A 15,451-nucleotide genomic window follows, 5' to 3' on the forward strand; every position below is an offset into this window, starting at 1 on the left:
CTGCTGCCGGAGGCGGTGCGCGAGCGGCGCGTGGCGCTCGTCAGCGACGAGAACGTCATGGCCGCGCACGGTCACCGCGTCGTGGCGGCGCTCGAGGCGACCGGCAGGCGCGTGGCGGCGTTCGTCGTGCCGCCGGGCGAGGCGAGCAAGTCGCTGGAGCGGTACGGGGCGCTGCTGCGCGACCTGGCCCGCTCCGAGCTGCCCCGCGACGGCGCCGTGGTCGCGTTGGGCGGCGGGGTGGTGGGCGACCTGGCGGGGTTCGTGGCCGCCAGCTACCTTCGCGGCGTGGCGCTCTACCAGGTGCCCACCTCGCTCCTCGCTATGGTCGACGCCAGCGTGGGTGGCAAGACGGGCCTCGACCTGCCGGAGGGGAAGAACCTCGTGGGGGCGTTCTGGCAGCCGCGGGCGGTCATCGCCGACGTGGCGACGCTGCGCACGCTGCCGGAGTCCGAGTTCCGGCAGGGCACCGTCGAGGCGTTCAAGCATGGGCTCCTCGCGGCGCCGGACCTGCTGGACGCGTTCGGTCCGGGTTGGTCGCCCCAAGCGCCGGTGGAGCGTCTCCGGGAGGTCGTGGCGCGCTCGGTCGAGGTCAAGGCCGCCGTGGTGGCGGCGGACGAGCGCGAGGCGGGCGTGCGCGCCCACCTCAACCTGGGGCACACGCTGGCGCACGCGCTCGAGGCGGCCAGCGGCCACGCGCTGGCGCACGGCGACGCCGTGGGTTACGGGCTCGTGTTCGCCAGCCTGCTGGCGCGGGCGCGCGGCCACGCCGACCTCGTCGACCTCACGACGCGGTTCCTGCGGTGGCTCGCGCCCGCCCCCCTGCCGCGCGCCGACCTGGCCACGCTGCGGCGCTTCATGGCGCGCGACAAGAAGGTGGCGGCCGGGCGGCTGCGCATGGTGTTGCTGGAGGACGTCGGGAGGCCCGTGGTCGTGTCCGACGTCACCGACGCCGAACTGGCGGCGGCCTGGAGCGAACTGGAGGCGAGCGCGTGATCCTCGTGTTGAACGGTCCGAACCTGAACCTGCTGGGGAGAAGGGAGCCCGACGTCTACGGGCGCCTGACGTTGGCGGAGCTCGACGCCATGTGCGTGGCCACCGCGGCCGAGCTGAGGCGCCGCGCCGAGTGCCGGCAAAGCAACCACGAGGGGCGCCTGATCGACTGGTTGCATGGCGCCGCCGCCGACGGCGCCATCGGCGTGGTCCTGAACCCGGGCGGCCTGACGCACACGAGCGTGGCGCTGCGCGACGCCATCGCGGCCGTGCCCGTTCCCGTCGTCGAGGTTCACATCAGCAACACGGCGGCGCGGGAGGAGTTCCGCCACCGGAGCCTGGTGGCGGCGGTGTGCGCCGGCAGCGTGGTCGGCCTCGGTGCGGCGGGCTACCGCCTGGCCATCAGGTACCTGGCGGAGCTGGCGGCCGCCCCGAGCTGAGCCGCCTGTCCGGCGCGTCAACCGCGGAGGAAGTTGCTGGGCGCGTCGTCGTGCATGGGCGGCAGGTCGGCCAGGGAGGCGAGCCCGAACTCGAGCAGGAAGCGATCGGTGGTCGCGTAGAGTAGCGGCTTGCCGACGACCTCCTTGTGCCCCACCACCTTGATGAGCTCGCGTTCCTGCAGCGTCTCGAGGGTGGAGCTGCACGACGCCCCCCGCGCCGCCTCTAGTTCGCCGCGCGTGACGGGTTGGTGGTACGCCACCAGCGCCAGCGTCTCGAGCGCGGCCTGGCTGAGCTGCGGCAGGGGCGGCGGCGCCAGCAGGGTGGCGAGGGCCGGCACGAGCGCCGGCGCCACCACGAGCCGGTAGCCGCCCGCGACGTGCTCGACCACCAGGCCGAGGTCGGCGGCGGCCATGGTGGCGCGCAGGCGCGCGACCTCGCGCTCCACGGCCTCCTCGCTCACCCCCAGCAGCGCCTTGAGCTCGCGCGTGGTGACGGGCCGGCCGGTCGCCAGCAGCGCGGCGCTGAGTAGCGCTCCGAGGTAACCGCCGCGCCCGGCCTCCTCGCTCCGTGGCGCCGGGGCGGGCGCCGCGGGCGCCTCGTGCGACTCGCCCTGAGTGTCGTGGCCGCCTGTCATGTCGTCGCGGGTGAGGTCGTGGGCGGCGCCGGGCACGCCGTATGGTTTCAGCCCCCCGCGCCACTGTCAAGCTCCGCCTCTTCGGTACCCCGGGGGGCGGCCCCGGCCTCTGGGGCACCGGCCTCACGGGCGCCACAGTGGCCGCGGCTCGGGCGTCAGGGCGAGGACGAGGCGCGCGGGCGCCACGCGCGCCGAGCCGGCCAGGCGCGCCTCGAGCTCCACCACGTCGCCCGGCCCGACGGGCGTGACGACGACCGTGACGGCGCCGGTCGCGCCGTCGACCCGCAGGTGCGGCCAGGGGCCCAACACGCGCGGCGAGTCGGGCGCTCCGGCTCCCGCCAGGACCAGCTCGGTGGCCGCCTGGCTGAGGGCGCCCTGCAGCGCCGCCGACTCCAGCGCGGCGCGCGCGGCGCTGCGGGCCGCCAGCGTCTCGAGCGTGACGCCGAACAACGCCGCGAACAGGATGGCGGCCACCAACAGGACGCCGCCGAGCACCGTGACGAGGACGGCGCCGCCCCACCGCGGGCTCACGGGGCGGACCTCACGGCCAGGAGCGGCCTGGCGGGCAGCTCGGCCACGACGCTGAGGCTCTCCCCCGCCACCACGATCTCTAGGCCGAGGGCGGCGATGCGCTGCCCGTCGGCGGCCACCGGGCTCACGCGCGCGCCTGCGGCCGTCACGACCCAGCGCACGTGGAGCCCCGCCACGCCCGCCACCAGCGGCTGCCTGGGCGATCCGAGCGGGCGCCGGTAGAGCTGCCACTCGCCCGCGCCGTCGACGACGACCTCGAAGACGACGTCGCGTTGCAGGGGCGCCCCGGCCAGGCGGTGGTCGATGCCGCGCAGGCCCACGGCGTCACCCGCCGGCCCGAGCGCCACCGTGACGGCGGGCTCGAGCCAGGCAGCGAGCGCCTCCGGGGCCGGGTTGGCGGGCGGCGGCCACGGTACGGTGCCCGCCAGCCGCAGCTCCTCGGCGAGCAGCTCGGCGCTCAACCTGAGGGTGGCCACCGTGTCGGCGCGCCGCTCGGTGCGGCCGGCGCCCTGCCGCGCTCCCGCCGTGAGGCCCGCGAGTAGCGTCAGGACGACGCCGGCGATGGCCAGGGCGACCAGGAGTTCCACCAGCGTCAGGCCGCGGCCTCCCCTCACGGTCGCCCCTCCAGCCACGGCGCCACCACCGTGCGGGCCGTGAGCGGCGCCACCCCTCCCCCACGAGCCGCCTCGTCCCGGGCGGCGCCGACGCGCACTTCAACGAGGACGAGCTCGCAGCCGCCGTCTCGCGCGACGAGGCAGGAGCGCTCCACCTCGCAGTCGAGAGAAGCTTCCGCCGCGGCCGGCGCCGAGCGGCAGGCGCCGGTACCTGCCGCCGCCTCGGTGCGCTGCAAGACGAGCTCGCCCGCCAGCAGCCCGGCGGCGGCGTGCAGCCGCTCCGCCGCTCGCTGTGCCCGCACGGCGCCCACCTGCAACGCGATCAGAGCGCCGGCGACGGCGGCGAGGACGGCGAGCGCCACGAGCGTCTCGACGAGCGTGAAGCCGCCCGGCAACCGGCGGTGGCTCGAGGCCCTCACGGCGCGGCCACGACGCCCAGCCTGACGCGGCCGAGCGCGGAGACGACGACGCTGATGGTGACGCGGGCGTCTGCCAGCAGCATGGTGCCGGAGATGACCCCGCCGCCGGAGCAGGTGCGGCCGGAACCGCTCGGCAACCAGACGAGGCCGCGCGGCAGGCCGGCAACGAGGCGCACGCCGGGGAAGTCGGCCAGGGCGACGCGCGCGAGGGGGGTGCCCTCCCCGCACGGCGCGGCGGGATCGGCCGGTGCCACGACCACCAGCCCGGCGCCGCCCGGCAGCTCCGTGACGCTCATGGGCGCGCCGCGCCACATGGCCTCGGTGCGCGCCCACAGCACGGTGGTGCGCACGGCGCGGGCAGCCTTCATGGCCAGGCTCGGGCGCGCGAAGGCCAGGCCGGCGGACGCCAGCACGGCCAGCACGCCCAGCACGACGAGGAGCTCGACGAGGGTGATGCCCGCGCGCCCGGCGGCGTGGGAGCGGCGCGGCCGACGGGGCGCGCGGCTCGTGGGTGCCTGGGGGGTGGTCAGCGGCGGCATGGCACAGGCTAGGCGGCCGCCCCGGCGGGCCACCCCACCTGGCACGGTTCCGGCCTAGGGCGCCTAGGTCGCTGCCGTCGCGCACGCCGCGGACGATCGGGTCAACGCCGCGGCCGGCCGCCTCGGACCCTCAGTGGCGCACGAGGCCCAGTTCCGCCGCCCGACGGACCGCGCTCACGCGGTCGCGCACGTCGAGTTTGCGGTAGACGTTCTCCAGGTAGTCCTTCACCGTGTCCGGGCTGATGCCGAGCTCGGCCGCGATGGCCTTGTTGCTCAGGCCGCGCGCCATGGCGGCCAGCGCCTCCGCCTCGCGCGGCGTGAGGTCGGGCAGGGCCACCTCCGGCAGCCAGTCGCGCTCCGGGTCGGCGAGGATGTGACGCAGCATGCGCGCAAGCTCGCGGGGCGCCGTCTCCTTCGAGAGGTAGGCGCGTGCGCCTGCCGCCCGGGCGGCCCTGATGACGGCGGGTTCGTCGAAGGTGGTGAGCATGACCACCAGCGGCGCGCCCTCGGCGGCGCTCAGCTGCCTGCACGCCTCGATGCCGTCCATCTCCGGCATGCGGACGTCGAGCAGCACCACGTCGACCGCCGCCTGCCTGACGCGCTCCACCGCCTGGCGGCCGTTCTCCGCCTCCGCCACGACGGCGAACCCCTCCGCCTTCAGCGCCAGGGCGAGGCCCATCCTGAAGAGCGGGTGATCGTCGGCTATGACCACCCGCGGCCCCGTCCCGCCGCCCTCGCCTCCACGTATCGTCGCCTCGCTCATCACCGCCCCTTCCCGTCACCGCCGAAGTACGCCAGGAAGATCGTGCCGTTCGGCCCGGTCGCCTCGCACGTCAACTGGCCGCCGTGCGCCTCCAGGACGCGCCTGGCGATGAACAGCCCCAGGCCGCCGGTGCCGCCCGCGTACTCCTCGCCGGCGATCTCGACGGTGCGGCCCACGAACGGCTGCGCCAGCTGCGCCAGCGGCGCGGGCAGGCCGGGCCCGTCGTCCTGCACCCTCACCATGCCGCTATAGACCTCGATCACGATGTTGCGCCTGGCGTACCTCACGGCGTTGCTGATGAGGTTGTAGAGGGCGCGCTCCCCCTCGCGCGCGTCCACCGCGGCGCGACCCTCGCCCGCAACCACGACTTCTAGCCCGCGCGCGTCGGCGAGGGGACGCAGGCGCTGCACGACCCCGGCGGCCATGGCGGCGAGGTCCACGTCGCGGCGGGTGAGGGGCACGTCGGCGCGTTCGAGGCGGTGCGCGTCGACCATCTTCTGCACCAGTTCGATCATCGCCTGCATCTCGTCGCGCAGGTGCGCCACCAGCTCGACGCGGCTGGCGCGGTCGAGGTCATCGTCGTCGCGCACGACCTGCAGGAGGTTGGTGGCGGCGATGAGCGGCGTCTTCAGGTCGTGCACGAGCGCGGCGGTGAAGGCGTTGCGGCGCGACTCCTGCAGCTCCACCTGGGCGAGCAGCGCGTTGAACGAGCCCTTCAGCGCGGCCACCTCCTGTGGGTCGTCGGCCCGAACCGGCACGCGACCGGCCGCGACGCGCGAGACCGTGCGCGGCAGCCCGGCCACCTCGCGCTCGGCCTTCAGGAGCGGCGCCAGCAACTGACCCGACAACAGGTAACCCACCAGGGCCGACAGGGCCACGACGCCCGCCAACCACAGGACGACCGGCCACGCGAAGAGGCCGCCGCCGTCCGGGGTGCGGTAGACGGGCAGCAGCGTGGTCGCCACGAGCACCACGTTCGGGAGCGCCGAGAGGAGCGCGATCACCAGCGCGACCTGGGTGCGCAGCGTGAGCGGACCGCGGCGCGCGGCGGCCCGCAAGCGATCGCTGCCCACCCCACCCTGGGTCACGTCCTACCTCACTCCTCGGTGCTCAGCACCGCCAGGAAGGCCTCCTGCGGCACCTCCACGGTGCCGATCTGCTTCATGCGCGCCTTGCCCTTCTTCTGCTTCTCGAGCAGCTTCTTCTTGCGGGTGATGTCGCCGCCGTAGCACTTGGCCAGCACGTCCTTGCGGAACGCCTTGACCGTGGCGCGCGCCAGGATCTTGCCCCCTATCGCGGCCTGAACCGGGATCGCGAACATCTGGCGCGGGATGACCTCGGCCATGCGGTCGACCATGCGCCTGCCGACGTCGTACGCCTTGTCGCGGTGCGCGATGATCGACAGGGCGTCGACCTTCTCCTCGTTCACGAGCACGTCGATCTTGACGAGGTCGCCATCCCGGTAGCCGAGGAACTGGTAGTCCATCGAGGCGTAGCCACGCGACAGCGACTTGAGGCGATCGTGGAAGTCGTAAAGGATCTCGCCGAACGGGACGTCGTACCTGAGCTCCACGCGGTGCCCGTGGTAGACCATGTCCTTCATCTCGCCGCGCTTCTCCTGCAACAGGCCCATGGCGGCGCCGACGTACTCCTCCGGCAGGAAGACCGACAGCGCCACGAACGGCTCGGCTATCGACTCGAGCCGGTCGGGGGTGGGCAGCTCGCTCGGGTTCTGCACGTCGAAAGCCGCGCCGTCGGTGGTGACGACCTTGTAGACCACGCCCGGGGCCGTGGCGATGAGCGACAGGTCGAACTCGCGCTCGAGCCGCGCCTGCACGATGTCGGCGTGAAGCAGGCCGAGGAAGCCGCAGCGGAACCCGAAGCCGAGGGCCTCCGACGTCTCCGGCTCGAACGAGAAGGCGGCGTCGTTGAGTCGCAGCTTCTCGAGCGCCTCGCGCAGGCGCGGGTAGTCCTCCGTGTCGGTCGGGTAGAGGCCGGAGAACACCACCGGCATGGCGGGCTTGAAGCCAGGCACGGGCCGGTCGGTGGGCCGCTCGGCGCCGGTGATGGTGTCGCCGATCTGCGTGTCGGCGATCTCCTTGATGCCGGCCGTGAACCAGCCGACCTCGCCGACCGTGAGTTCCGCCGACACCGTGGGCTCCGGCCTGAAGAAACCCACCCGCTCGACCTCCACCACCTTGCCGGTCGAGAAGATGCGGACGCGGTCCTTGGCCTTGAGCGTGCCGTCGAACACGCGGATGAAGGCGATCACGCCCTGATAGGCGTCGTAGACGGCATCGAAGATGAGGGCGCGCAGCGGGCCCGCCGCGTCGCCCTTGGGCGCCGGTAGGTGCTGGACGATGCCCTCGAGGACGGCGCGCACGTTCTCGCCCGTCTTGGCCGACACGGCCACGGCGTGGTCGCCGGGCACGCCGATGATGTCCTCCAGCTCGGCGATGGCGGCGGGCACGTCGGCGGCAGGCAGGTCGATCTTGTTGATGACGGGGAGGATCTCGAGGCCGTTGTCGGCCGCGAGGTAGGCGTTCTGGATGGTCTGCGCCTCGACCCCCTGCGCCGCGTCGATCACGAGCAGCACGCCCTCGCAGGCGCGCAGCGCGCGGGAGACCTCGTAGTTGAAGTCGACGTGGCCCGGGGTGTCGATCAGGTTGAACTGGTAGGTGTTGCCGTCGTCGGCAAGGTAGTGAAGCCGCATGGGCGTGGCCTTGATGGTGATGCCGCGCTCCCGCTCGAGCTCGAGCGAGTCGAGCATCTGGTCGCGGCGCTCCCGCTGCGAGACGCTCTGGGTGAGTTCGAGGATACGATCCGCCAGCGTCGACTTGCCGTGGTCGACGTGGGCGATGATCGAGAAGTTCCGGATCTCCACCGGCCCAGTCTAACTTGCCCCGTGACGCCGTAAGTTCCGTCCTGGCGTGGCGTGACCGCCTCCCGGCGCTGCCTAGCCCTGGGCCTCCCGCCTGAGCGCGAACGCTCCCCTCAGGAGGGCGGCGGCGGCGTCCGCCTCGACGCCACCCGCTACCTCCGGGAACCGCTTCCAGGCGCCCGCGGTCATGTCGATGACGCCGCCGAGCGCCCCCTCCCGCAGGTTGGCCGCGCCGTAGACGAGCCGGCCCAGTTGAGCCTGCAGGGCCGCGCCAAGGCACATCGGGCACGGCTCGAGGGTCACGTAGAGCGTTGCCTCCGGCAGGCGCCAATCGCCAACCGCTCGCGCGGCCGCCCTGAGGGCCAGCAGCTCGGCGTGGGCCGTCGGGTCGCGCCCCGCCTCCGTCAGGTTGTGCGCCCGCGCCACGACCTCGCCCCCGACCGCGACCACAGCGCCGACGGGCACCTCGCCTGCGGCCAGGGCGGCGCGCGCCTCGGCCAGGGCCAGGCGCATGAACCGGCGGTCGTCCCGCGGCGCTTCCCCCGCTAGCAGCACGCCGGCTTCGGCCGCCACGCCCTCCACCCACAGCACCCGTGGGCCGGAGGCCAGGACCTTCAGGGCGTCGCGTTCCGCGCGCGGGACCTTGCGGTCGATGAGCAGGTCGCTGACGAGCTTGCTGCCGCCGGGGAGCCGGATGCGGTCGCCGGGGCGTCGCGCCCTGAGGACGAGCGGGGCCGAGAGGCCCAGCACGGCCGGGTCCACCCCGAGCGGCAACTGCTCGGGCGAGACCACCACCGTCTCGCCGGGGGCGTCCGTGCCGCCGGCGGCGAGGCGCTCGACGGTGAGGCGGCCGTACGCCACGGTGGCGCGCGCGCCGCGGCCGACGTCGCGGCGCCAGGGCGCCGCTTCGGAGCCCCGCCGCGCCGACTCGAGCACGGCCGCCTCGACCTCGCCGAGCGTCGCGCTCGTGACCGGCGCCCCGGCGGCGCGCAGCCTCGTGGCGATGGCGGTGCGCCGCAGCGCGGCCGGGGCGCTCGCCAGCGGGGCGGTGGGGGCGCTACCTCGTCCGAAGCGCGTCCGAGCCAGGTCCTCGAGGGCGCCGCGCGCGGCGCGCAGCTCGCCTGCCGTGGCGGCGAGGCGCGTCGTGACGCCCGGGAACCGCTCCTCCCAGGCCGGCAGGACGGCGTGCCTCACCCAGGCGCGGTTGCGGCTCGCGTCGAGGTTGGTGGCGTCCTCGCGCCACGTCCGGCCCCGACCGAGGAGGTAGGCGCGCAGCTCGCCGCGCCGCTCGGCGAGGAGCGGTCGCACGACCGCGCCGCGCCTCTCGGCCATGCCCGCAGGGTACGCCGCGCCGCGCATCAGCTGGAGGAGGAAGGTCTCCGCCTGGTCGTCGAGGGTGTGGGCGACCACCACGGCGCCGGCCCTCCCGCCGCCGGCGCTCGCCTCCTTCAGGACCCGGTGCAAGAAGGCGTAACGCAAGCGCCTCGCGGCGTCCTCGAGGTTCCAGCCGCGGGCCGCGGCCACCCCGCGGGCGTCAACGGCCTCCAGGCGCGCTGTCACGCCGAGCTCGGCCGCTAGGCCGGCCACGAACTCCGCGTCACTGGCAGACTCGGCGCGCAGGCCGTGGTCGAGGTGCGCCACCGTGAACGGCCTGCCCGTCGCGGCCACCAGCAGCGCGGCCGCCACGGAGTCGGCGCCGCCCGACACGGCCACCACGAGGGCGGCGGTTGGCGGCGCCAAGCGCGTCAGGGCGGCGGCGAAGCGGCGCTCGAGGTCCGGCGCCGGGGCGTCAGTGGGGCTGTCCACCCGGCCATTATCGCTCGCACCGGTGCGTGCGCCTCATATACTCGCGCCATGACCGTCACCTTGGTCGTCCTCGACTCGGTGGGCGTCGGCGCGTTGCCGGACGCCGCCCAGTTCGGCGACGCGGGGGCGCACACGCTGGATCACGTGCTGCGGACCACCGGCGCCACCCTCCCCAACCTGGCGGCGCTCGGGTTGGGCGCCATCACGGGCGTGAGCGCCCTACCCGCCCCGCCAGCGCCCGCGGCGAGCCACGGCCGCCTCGCGGAGCTGTCGGCCGGCAAGGACACGACCACGGGCCACTGGGAGTTCATGGGGGTCGTGACGGAGCGGCCGTTCCGCACCTACGAGCGCTTCCCCGACGCCGTGATGGCGCGGTTCGACGCGGCCACGGGCGTGGGCCACCTCGGCAACTACCCGGCGTCGGGCACTACCATCCTCGACGAGCTGGGCGAGGAGCACATGCGCACCGGCCACCCGATCGTCTACACCAGCGCGGACAGCGTCTTCCAGGTGGCGGCACACGTCGACGTCGTGCCGCTCGACACGCTGTACGCATGGTGCCAGGCGGCACGCGACATCCTGCGCGGCGACGACCAGGTGGCCCGCGTCATCGCTCGCCCCTTCACGGGGGTGCCCGGCGCGTTCGTGCGGCTGGGCGACAAGCGCCACGACTACTCGCTGGCGCCGCCCGCCAACGTCCTCGACGCGCTGAAGACCGCGGGCCGCGAGGTGATCGGGGTCGGGAAGATCCCCGACATCTACGCGCACCGCGGCTTCACGCGCGAGGTGGCGGCCGGCACGAACCGCCTCGGGGTGGAGCGGACGTTGGAGTTGATGGCGGAGCGCCCGCACGGCCTGGTGTTCACGAACCTGGTGGAGTTCGATTCGCTCTACGGCCACAGGCGCGACCCGCGCGGCTACGCGGCGGCGCTACAGGAGTTCGACTCGCGCGTACCCGAGCTCCTGGCGGCCGTCGGCGAGGACGACGCCCTGCTGCTCGTGAGCGATCACGGCAACGACCCCACCTGGCCCGGCACCGACCACACGCGCGAGCACGGCCTGCTCCTCTACTACCGCCCGGGACGGCCCGGGCGCGACCTCGGCACCCGCGGCACGTTCGCCGACGTGGGCGCCACCGTCGCCGACCTGCTGGGCGTCGACTGGGACGGGCTCGGGACGAGCTTCGCCTGAGCGCGTGCGCGCGCCGTAACGGCGCGCGCCCTCCCGGGCTCGGGAGGGCGCGACGCAGGGGTAGGCGGGCCGCCGCGCGGCGGGCGCCGGCCGGTGGGTCAGTCGTTGACGAGCTCGATGAGGGCTTCCTGCACGCCGTCGCCGCGCCGCGTGGTGAGGCGATAGATGCGGGTGTAGCCGCCCGGGCGCCCGACGTAGCGGGGCGCGATCTCGTCCATCAGCTTGCGTTGCACCTCGACGTCGTGGATCTCGCGCGCCACGAGCCGGCGCGAGTGCAGGTCGCCGCCGCGCGCGGTCGTGATGAGCTTCTCGACGAAGGGCTGCAGGCTCTTGGCCTTGCTGACGGTGGTCTTGATGCGGCCGTGCCGCAGCAGCGCCGTGGCCTGGCTGCGGGCCAGGGCCGAACGGTGACTGCTGGAGCGGTTGAGCTTGCGGCCGCGGATCATGTGGCGCATCGGTTACTCCTTTAGGCTGAAGCCGCGCGCCGCGAGGCGCTCCTTGATCTCGTCCAGCGACTTCTCGCCGACGCCGCCGACCTTCTTGAGGTCGCGCTCCGACAACGCCAGTAGGGCGTTGACGGAGTCGATGCCCTCCTCCTGCAGCGAGTGCAGCACGCGGCTGGAGAGGTCGAGGCTCTCGAGGCTCAGCGTGACCTCCTCGACGACCTCCTCCTCGCCGCCGGGCTTGCCGGGGGTGAGGAGGATCGCCGGCGGCGCCTCCTCCTCCACCAGGCCCTCGCCGTTGAAGACGTTGAGCTGGCCGCGCAGCGTATCGACGGCGGTGTCGAGCGCGTCGCGCGGGTCGACGCTGCCGTCGGTCCAGACGCGCAGCACGAGCCGGTCGAGGTCGGTGCGCTGCCCGACGCGCGTGTCCTCGACGCGGTAGGCCACGCGCCTGACGGGCGTGTAGATGGCGTCGACGGGGATCGAGTTGATGCGGTCCTTGGTGCCGTGCACCTCGGCCGGGACGTAGCCGACGCCGCGCTCGACCCGCACCTCCATCACGAGCTTGCCGCCCTTCGACAGCGTCGCGATGTGCAGGTCGGGGTTGACGACCTCGGCGTTCGACGGCACGTCGAACTGCTTGGCGGTCACCTCGCCCGGTTGGTCGACCCTGAGCGTGAGCGTGACGGGGTCGTCGTCGTGCATCTTCACGACGAGGTCCTTGAGGTTGAGGATGATCTGCATCACGTCCTCGCGCACCCCGTCGATGGTCGAGAACTCGTGCAGCACGTCTTCGATGTACACGCTGGTCACCGCGGTGCCCGGCACCGAAGAGAGCAGGATGCGCCTCAGCGGGTTGCCTAGCGTGACGCCGAAGCCGCGCGGCAGCGGCTCGACCACGAACTCGCCGTAACTGCCTGTGACCTTGGCCTTGAAATCTGGGATGATGTGCACCCGTACCTCCTCGGTAGCGACTGGACTGGTTAGCTCGCCGCTTAGCGCGAGTAGTACTCGATGACCTGAAGCTCGTTGACGGGGACCATGATGTCTTCACGCGACGGGCGGTGCAGGAAGCGGCCCTTCATGGCGTCGGCGTCGAACTCGAGCCACGGGTTCAGCTTGCCCCGCCGGCGGTCCTCGATGTTGGCCTGGATCACGGCGTTCTTCTTGGCGCGGGCGCTCACCTCGACGACGTCGCCCGGGCGCACCCGGTAGGACGGCACGTCGACGCGCTTGCCGTTGACCAGGATGTGGCCGTGCGCGACGAACTGCCGCCCCTGGCGCCGCGTGTAGGCGATTCCCAGGCGGTAGACGACGTTGTCGAGGCGCGACTCGAGCAGCTGCAGGAAGACGGTGCCCGTCGACCCCTCGGCGCGTTCGGCCTCCTCGAAGAGGTTGCGGAACTGCTTCTCGCTCATGTTGTACAAGAAGCGGAGCTTCTGCTTCTCGCGGAGTCGCACGCCGTAGTCGCTCGGCTTGCGGCGGCGCCGCTGGCCGTGCTGGCCCGGGGGGTACGGGTGGCGCTCCATGTACCTCTGAACCTTGGGCGTCTCGGCCAGGTTGGCGCCCTCGCGGCGCGAGATCTTAACGATCGGTCCTCTGTATCGACCCATGTCTCTCCTCGGCCCCCTGCGTCGGGGCCGCGCCCTGACTCAGGGGCGCTTCCGCTTGCGCGGCCGGCAGCCGTTGTGGGGGGTGGGGGTGTCGTCGATGATGGTGCGTACGTTCACGCCGGTCGCCTGGATTGAGCGTATTGCCTGCTCCCTGCCCGAACCGGTGCCGCGGATGACGATGTCGACCTGCGACACGCCCATGTTCTGGGCCTTGCGGGTGGCGTCGGCGGCGGCGAGCTGGGCGGCGTACGGCGTGCCCTTCTTCGAGCCCTTGTAGCCGATCGAGCCGGCGGAGGACCAGGCGACCGTGTTGCCGTCCATGTCGGTGATGGTGACGATGGTGTTGTTGTAGGAAGCGTGGATGAACGCCTTGCCCTCGGAGAGGGAGCGCTTGACCCGCTTCTTCGTGTTCTTGCTGGTGCTCTTGGCCATTGGTCAGTCGTCCCTTACTTCTTCGGGGCCTTCTTCTTGCCGGCCACGGTGCGGCGCGGGCCCTTGCGGGTGCGCGCGTTCGTCTTGGTGGACTGGCCCCTCACCGGGAGGCCGCGCCGGTGGCGCAGCCCGCGGTAGCAACCGATGTCCATGAGGCGCTTGATGTTGAGGAGCACCTCGCGGCGCAGGTCGCCCTCGACCTTGTAGTCGCGGTCAACGACCTCGCGCAGGCGGCTGACCTCGGACTCGGTGAGGTCCTTGACGCGCGTGCTGGCGTCGACCTCGGCCTTGGCGAGGATCTCGGCCGAGCGACTCCAGCCGATGCCGTAGATGTACGGCAGCGCGGCCTCGATGCGCTTGTCACGTGGCAGGTCGACGCCGGCGATGCGCGCCACGCTCAGCCCTGCCTTTGCTTGTGCGTCGGGTTGCTAGAGCAGATCACGTAGACGCGGCCGTGACGCCTGATCACCTTGCACTTGTCACACATTGGTTTCACTGAAGCCCGTACTTTCATGCTCCAACTCCTACTCCTACTTGCGGTAGACGATGCGACCCTTCTCGGGGTCGTAGGTGCTGATCTCGAGGACGACGCGGTCGCCCGGGAGGATGCGGATGTAGTGACGGCGCATCTTGCCCCCGACGTGGGCAAGAATCTCGGGTCCTGCGTCCAGCTGGACGAGGAACGTCGTGTTCGGGCGCGCCTCGAGCACTACGCCTTCCGTTCGGATAGTGTCTTGCGTAGTCTCTTCCTGCCGCTCGCCACGCGGTTTCCTTGGTGGACCCGATCTCTTACGCGCCATGCACACCTCCTGGTGCGGTGCCGAGCGCTCTCGCGTCGCTCGCGCCGCCGTTAGCCGTCAGCACCCAAGGGCCATCTTCCGTGATGGCTACGGTGTGCTCGAAATGTGCCGCCAGACACCCGTTCTCAGTGGAAGCCGTCCAACCGTCGTCTGCGATGACGACGCGAGCGCGCCGCTGAGCCACCATGGGCTCGATCGCCAGTACGAGGCCGGGACGGAGTACGGGCCCCGTGCCGACACGACCGAAGTTGGGCACTTCCGGTCCCTCGTGGAACTCCCGGCCGATGCCGTGCCCCACGAACTCGCGGACTACCCAGAAACCTGCCGCCTCGACGACGCCCTGAATGGCCGCGGAAACGTCGCCCAAGCGGTTGCCGGCCTGCGCCGCCGCGATGCCGGCGGTCAACGACCGTTCCGTCACCTCGAGGAGCCTGCCTGCATCGACCGAGACGGTGCCGACCGGGTAGGTGCGCGCCATGTCGGCGGCGTAACCGCGGTAGAACGTCCCGATGTCGATCGAGATTATGTCGCCGTCCCGGAGGGGCCTGTCGTCGGGGAACCCGTGAACGACCACCTCGTTGGGGCTGGCGCAGATCGTGGCCGGGAAGCCGTTGTAGCCTTTGAAAGCGGGCTTCCCGCCGCGTGAGAGGATAGCATCTTCGGCCAGCGCGTTCAACTCGCGCGTGGTGACGCCGGGCGCCACGGCGGCCTCCACCACGGCGAGCGCCTCGCGGTTGATGACCGCGGCCTCCGCCATGATGTCGAGCTCCGCCGGGCGCTTGATGATCACTTGGACCGGCTTCCGAGGGCGGCGGCGATGCGCGCCGCGACGGCGGCGGTGGTGCCCACGCCATCGACGCTCACGTGCTTGCCCTTTCGCTCGTAATGGTCGACGAGCGGCGCGGTCTGCTCGCGGTAGACGGCCATGCGGCGCCGGATGGTCGCCTCGTTGTCGTCGGAGCGGCCCTCGGCCTCGGCGCGACCCAGCAGGCGCCTCACGAGTTCGGCGTCGTCGACCACCAGCTCGATGGCGGCGTCGACCTGGCTGTCGTAGCCGGCCAGCAGGTCGTCGAGCGCCTCCGCCTGGCCCGGCGTCCGGGGGAACCCATCGAGCAGGACCCGCACGGGCTCCATGGCGTCGAGCTCTGCCGCGACCATGCCGATGATGATGTCGTCGGAGACGAGCCCGCCTTCGTCCATCACGCGCTTGGCCTTCACGCCCAGCTCGGTGCCGTCACGCACGTGCGAGCGGAGCATGTCGCCGGTCGACAGCTTGCGCAGACCTCGGGCCTCGGCGAGGAGGTTCGCCTGCGTGCCCTTGCCCGCGCCGGGTGGGCCCATGAGCAACACGACC

General features: G+C 72.7%; 21 protein-coding genes. 3 read left to right on the plus strand and 18 right to left on the minus strand.

Translation table 11 applies throughout. The features are described from left to right. The coding region (gene aroB / locus H3C53_10465) for a 3-dehydroquinate synthase (GenBank protein MBW7917089.1) at window positions 1–993 on the plus strand (993 nt) is incomplete at its 5' end. Further along, a complete protein-coding gene (gene aroQ / locus H3C53_10470) occupies window positions 990–1,430 on the plus strand; it encodes a type II 3-dehydroquinate dehydratase (GenBank protein ID MBW7917090.1) in 441 nt (146 codons plus the stop codon). The genes aroB and aroQ, both read left to right, overlap by 4 nt. 17 nt (window positions 1,431–1,447) lie before the next feature. Here aroQ and scpB read toward each other — a convergent pair whose 3' ends face one another. From scpB to tilS, 9 genes are all read right to left on the minus strand, one after another. Then, window positions 1,448–2,065, minus strand: coding sequence for an SMC-Scp complex subunit ScpB (gene scpB, locus H3C53_10475; protein MBW7917091.1), 618 nt, complete (start codon window positions 2,063–2,065; stop codon window positions 1,448–1,450). A gap of 123 nt (window positions 2,066–2,188) precedes the next feature. Beyond that, window positions 2,189–2,596, minus strand: coding sequence for a hypothetical protein (locus H3C53_10480; GenBank protein MBW7917092.1), 408 nt, complete (start codon window positions 2,594–2,596; stop codon window positions 2,189–2,191). Beyond that, window positions 2,593–3,210, minus strand: coding sequence for a prepilin-type N-terminal cleavage/methylation domain-containing protein (locus tag H3C53_10485; protein MBW7917093.1), 618 nt, complete (start codon window positions 3,208–3,210; stop codon window positions 2,593–2,595). The genes H3C53_10480 and H3C53_10485 overlap by 4 nt, the downstream gene beginning before the upstream one ends. Then, window positions 3,207–3,629: a prepilin-type N-terminal cleavage/methylation domain-containing protein gene (locus H3C53_10490; protein MBW7917094.1), complete on the minus strand. Its 423-nt coding sequence runs from the start codon at window positions 3,627–3,629 to the stop codon at window positions 3,207–3,209. The genes H3C53_10485 and H3C53_10490 overlap by 4 nt, the downstream gene beginning before the upstream one ends. Beyond that, on the minus strand, window positions 3,626–4,168 hold the full coding sequence (locus H3C53_10495) for a GspH/FimT family protein (protein MBW7917095.1): 543 nt from the start codon (window positions 4,166–4,168) through the stop codon (window positions 3,626–3,628). Before H3C53_10495 ends, H3C53_10490 begins: the two co-directional genes overlap by 4 nt. A gap of 130 nt (window positions 4,169–4,298) precedes the next feature. Next, window positions 4,299–4,931 carry a response regulator transcription factor gene (locus H3C53_10500; protein ID MBW7917096.1) on the minus strand — a complete coding sequence of 211 codons (633 nt, stop codon included), beginning with the start codon at window positions 4,929–4,931 and terminating at the stop codon, window positions 4,299–4,301. Beyond that, window positions 4,931–6,019: a HAMP domain-containing histidine kinase gene (locus tag H3C53_10505; protein MBW7917097.1), complete on the minus strand. Its 1,089-nt coding sequence runs from the start codon at window positions 6,017–6,019 to the stop codon at window positions 4,931–4,933. Before H3C53_10505 ends, H3C53_10500 begins: the two co-directional genes overlap by 1 nt. A gap of 8 nt (window positions 6,020–6,027) precedes the next feature. Beyond that, the gene (gene lepA, locus H3C53_10510; protein MBW7917098.1) at window positions 6,028–7,815 is read right to left on the minus strand and encodes an elongation factor 4; all 1,788 of its coding nucleotides are present in this window, start codon (window positions 7,813–7,815) and stop codon (window positions 6,028–6,030) included. A gap of 72 nt (window positions 7,816–7,887) precedes the next feature. Continuing rightward, complete coding sequence (gene tilS, locus H3C53_10515) at window positions 7,888–9,618, minus strand: tRNA lysidine(34) synthetase TilS (protein MBW7917099.1); 1,731 nt, start codon at window positions 9,616–9,618, stop codon at window positions 7,888–7,890. 48 nt (window positions 9,619–9,666) lie between these two features. Here tilS and H3C53_10520 point away from each other — a divergent pair, with 48 nt between their 5' ends. After that, on the plus strand, window positions 9,667–10,809 hold the full coding sequence (locus tag H3C53_10520; GenBank protein MBW7917100.1) for a phosphopentomutase: 1,143 nt from the start codon (window positions 9,667–9,669) through the stop codon (window positions 10,807–10,809). A gap of 98 nt (window positions 10,810–10,907) precedes the next feature. On the opposite strand, the gene rplQ is transcribed toward H3C53_10520, so the two are convergent. The 9 genes from rplQ to H3C53_10565 all read right to left on the minus strand — a co-directional run bounded on the left by rplQ (window position 10,908) and on the right by H3C53_10565 (window position 15,438). Further along, on the minus strand, window positions 10,908–11,264 hold the full coding sequence (gene rplQ, locus H3C53_10525) for a 50S ribosomal protein L17 (GenBank protein MBW7917101.1): 357 nt from the start codon (window positions 11,262–11,264) through the stop codon (window positions 10,908–10,910). A gap of 3 nt (window positions 11,265–11,267) precedes the next feature. Further along, window positions 11,268–12,206 (minus strand): DNA-directed RNA polymerase subunit alpha, encoded by a 939-nt coding sequence (locus H3C53_10530; GenBank protein MBW7917102.1) that lies wholly within the window; start codon window positions 12,204–12,206, stop codon window positions 11,268–11,270. Between the two features lie 41 nt (window positions 12,207–12,247). Then, window positions 12,248–12,865 carry a 30S ribosomal protein S4 gene (gene rpsD / locus H3C53_10535; protein ID MBW7917103.1) on the minus strand — a complete coding sequence of 206 codons (618 nt, stop codon included), beginning with the start codon at window positions 12,863–12,865 and terminating at the stop codon, window positions 12,248–12,250. 39 nt (window positions 12,866–12,904) lie between these two features. Then, window positions 12,905–13,297: a 30S ribosomal protein S11 gene (rpsK, locus tag H3C53_10540; GenBank protein ID MBW7917104.1), complete on the minus strand. Its 393-nt coding sequence runs from the start codon at window positions 13,295–13,297 to the stop codon at window positions 12,905–12,907. A 14-nt stretch (window positions 13,298–13,311) separates the two neighbouring features. Beyond that, window positions 13,312–13,692 carry a 30S ribosomal protein S13 gene (gene rpsM, locus H3C53_10545; GenBank protein ID MBW7917105.1) on the minus strand — a complete coding sequence of 127 codons (381 nt, stop codon included), beginning with the start codon at window positions 13,690–13,692 and terminating at the stop codon, window positions 13,312–13,314. Window positions 13,693–13,694: 2 nt separating this feature from the next. Further along, on the minus strand, window positions 13,695–13,811 hold the full coding sequence (rpmJ, locus tag H3C53_10550) for a 50S ribosomal protein L36 (protein MBW7917106.1): 117 nt from the start codon (window positions 13,809–13,811) through the stop codon (window positions 13,695–13,697). A 16-nt stretch (window positions 13,812–13,827) separates the two neighbouring features. Then, the gene (gene infA, locus H3C53_10555) at window positions 13,828–14,025 is read right to left on the minus strand and encodes a translation initiation factor IF-1 (GenBank protein ID MBW7917107.1); all 198 of its coding nucleotides are present in this window, start codon (window positions 14,023–14,025) and stop codon (window positions 13,828–13,830) included. Window positions 14,026–14,086: 61 nt separating this feature from the next. Next, window positions 14,087–14,887, minus strand: a complete 801-nt coding sequence (gene map / locus H3C53_10560) for a type I methionyl aminopeptidase (protein MBW7917108.1) — start codon at window positions 14,885–14,887, stop codon at window positions 14,087–14,089. Beyond that, window positions 14,884–15,438 carry an adenylate kinase gene (locus H3C53_10565; GenBank protein MBW7917109.1) on the minus strand — a complete coding sequence of 185 codons (555 nt, stop codon included), beginning with the start codon at window positions 15,436–15,438 and terminating at the stop codon, window positions 14,884–14,886. Before H3C53_10565 ends, map begins: the two co-directional genes overlap by 4 nt. Window positions 15,439–15,451 lie beyond the last annotated feature (13 nt).

Source organism: Trueperaceae bacterium (assembly GCA_019454765.1).
In the GTDB taxonomy this organism is placed as follows: Bacteria; Deinococcota; Deinococci; order Deinococcales; family Trueperaceae; genus JAAYYF01.

Bases quoted from the DNA above. Each gene is read 5' to 3' on its own strand.
- scpB (MBW7917091.1), bottom strand. From the start codon at position 2,065: ATGACAGGCGGCCACGACACTCAGGGCGAGTCGCACGAGGCGCCCGCG.
- H3C53_10495 (MBW7917095.1), bottom strand. From the start codon at position 4,168: ATGCCGCCGCTGACCACCCCCCAGGCACCCACGAGCCGCGCGCCCCGT.
- H3C53_10500 (MBW7917096.1), bottom strand. From the start codon at position 4,931: ATGAGCGAGGCGACGATACGTGGAGGCGAGGGCGGCGGGACGGGGCCG.
- H3C53_10520 (MBW7917100.1), top strand. From the start codon at position 9,667: ATGACCGTCACCTTGGTCGTCCTCGACTCGGTGGGCGTCGGCGCGTTG.
- rplQ (MBW7917101.1), bottom strand. From the start codon at position 11,264: ATGCGCCACATGATCCGCGGCCGCAAGCTCAACCGCTCCAGCAGTCAC.
- rpsD (MBW7917103.1), bottom strand. From the start codon at position 12,865: ATGGGTCGATACAGAGGACCGATCGTTAAGATCTCGCGCCGCGAGGGC.
- rpsK (MBW7917104.1), bottom strand. From the start codon at position 13,297: ATGGCCAAGAGCACCAGCAAGAACACGAAGAAGCGGGTCAAGCGCTCC.
- rpmJ (MBW7917106.1), bottom strand. From the start codon at position 13,811: ATGAAAGTACGGGCTTCAGTGAAACCAATGTGTGACAAGTGCAAGGTG.
- H3C53_10565 (MBW7917109.1), bottom strand. From the start codon at position 15,438: ATGGGCCCACCCGGCGCGGGCAAGGGCACGCAGGCGAACCTCCTCGCC.